Source organism: Cognatundibacterium curvum (genome assembly GCF_014284235.1).
Classification (GTDB): Bacteria; Pseudomonadota; Gammaproteobacteria; order Burkholderiales; family Burkholderiaceae_D; genus Undibacterium; species Undibacterium curvum.
In genome coordinates, this window is record NZ_JACOGD010000019.1 from 1 (window position 1) to 2234 (window position 2234).

A 2234-nucleotide genomic window follows, 5' to 3' on the forward strand; every position below is an offset into this window, starting at 1 on the left:
GCTGGCGCGCAGACGGCAGCCTGGAGTACTTAGGCCGCGCCGATCACCAGGTCAAAATACGCGGCCAGCGCATCGAAGTTGGTGAGATAGAAAATACCCTGCGTCAGCAGGTGGGCATACGCCAGGCAGCAGTCATCGCGCGCCAGGACGAAGGGCAAAAAGAAAAACGGCTGGTGGCCTATGTGGTGGCACAGGAAGGTGCGCCACAGAATAGTGCGGATTTGCACAGTGCGCTGAGCCGCAGGCTGACGGACGCAATGCTGCCCTCGGCCTATGTGTGGCTGCAGAGCTTGCCTTTGAACGCGAACGGGAAGTTGGATGTTAAGGCCTTGCCAGCGCCTCAGGTGCAGCATTATCTGGCGCAACAGCCATATGCCGCGCCGGTGGGCGAACTGGAGCACAGTCTGGCGGCGATGTGGCAAGAATTACTCAAGGTGGACAGGGTAGGGCGTCACGATAATTTCTTTGAACTTGGCGGACACTCCCTGTTGGCGGTCAAACTGGCGGAGCGTATGCGTCAGCGTGACTGGCACGTCAATATCAGCAGTTTATTTGCCCGACCCACGCTGGCTGCGCTGGCTGAGGCCGTGGAACACAGTGAGCGCCACGCTGGTGCGCTACAGACTCCGCCTAACCGGATAGCGCCGGATGCGACGCAGATTACGCCCGCTATGCTGCCCTTGGTGCAGCTGACGCAAACGCAGATAGACAGTATCGTCCATCAGATTCCGGGCGGTGTTGCGCAGATTCAGGATATCTATCCGCTTGCGCCGCTGCAGGAAGGCATGCTGTTTCACCATATGCTGGAGAGCACTGGTGATGCTTACCTAACTTCGGTAACGCTCGGTTTTCAGCATGAAGCCAGCCTCGATGGCTTCATGCATGCATTGCAAAGCGTGCTGGACCGACATGATGTATTACGCACGTCGATGCACTGGGAAGGGCTGGATACGCCGGTACAAGTTGTGTGGCGCCAGACCAGCCTGATCGTGGAAGAGTTGTGCGATACAGACAGCAAACTCAGCGTACAGGCGCAGCTGGAAGCGCGTTACGACAACAGACACTACCGGCTCAATCTGAAGCAAGCGCCCTTGCTGCGCGCTGTACGTGCGTATGATCCGGCGCAGCAACGCTGGTTACTATTAGTCTTGCTGCACCATCTGATACTGGATCACGCCTCGATGGAATTGCTGATGCAGGAAATCAGTCTGACAGGACGTGGTTTGCAGGCGCTGTTGCCGGTGCCATTAGCTTTCCGTGATGTGGTGGCTCACGCACGTCTGGGTGTGAGCAGCGATGCACAGCGGCGTTTCTTCACACAGATGTTGGGACATATCGATGAAGCGACCGCGCCATTTGGTGTGCTGGATGTGCGTGCCAATGGTGCCGACATGCGCAGTGCCAGCATAAGTCTGGATGCAGAACTGGCGCGGCGTTTGCGCCTGATCGTGCGTCAGCAAGGTGTAGGCAGTGCGAGTCTGATGCATCTGGCTTGGGCACTGGTACTGGCGCACACCACAGGACGTGATGAGCCCGTGTTTGGCACCGTCTTGTTAGGGCGAATGCATGCGGGTGCTGGCGCGGATCGCGCATTGGGATTGTTTATCAACACGCTGCCACTCTGTGTCAGCGCAGGTCAGCTCAGTGTAGAGCAAGCCTTGCGTATTACCCATGCCAGACTGGCTGAACTGCTGGAACATGAACATACACCGCTGGCACTGGCGCAAAGCTGCAGTGCAGTGCCTGCACCACTGCCACTGTTCACCACCTTGCTTAACTGCCGCTATGTGGCCGATAAACAGCCCGGTACGCAGGACGGCGTCTGGCCGGATATGGAGATGCTGGGTTCGGCCGGAGCCAGCAATTACCCGATCACGATGTCTGTCGACGATCAGGAGACAGGCTTTACACTCACCGCCAGCGCGGTACACGCAGTCTCACCGGAGCAGCTCTGTACATGGATGCTGCATGCACTCGAAGGCTTATGCCGTGCACTCGAACAGCAACCCCGGCTGGCCTGTGCTCAGTTAAAGCTGCTGTCAGACTCTGAGCGCAACTTACTGCTGGATCGTTGGCAAGGCGCACGCTTAGCGATGGCGCACAGTCAGCGTCTGGAGCAGCAAATCAGTATGCAGGGCAGCGCCACGCCACAAGCGATTGCCGTCATCGATGGTATTGATCGCTGGACTTATGCCGAACTCGAAACCAGAGCCAACCACCGAGCCGCGCAACTC

General features: G+C 58.0%; 1 protein-coding gene. It reads left to right on the forward strand.

Going from position 1 to position 2234, the window contains the following annotated elements; all coding sequences use genetic code 11:
• Positions 1 to 2234 (forward strand): condensation domain-containing protein (locus H8K43_RS18650; RefSeq protein ID WP_230404122.1); only part of this gene is annotated, 2234 nt, incomplete at both ends.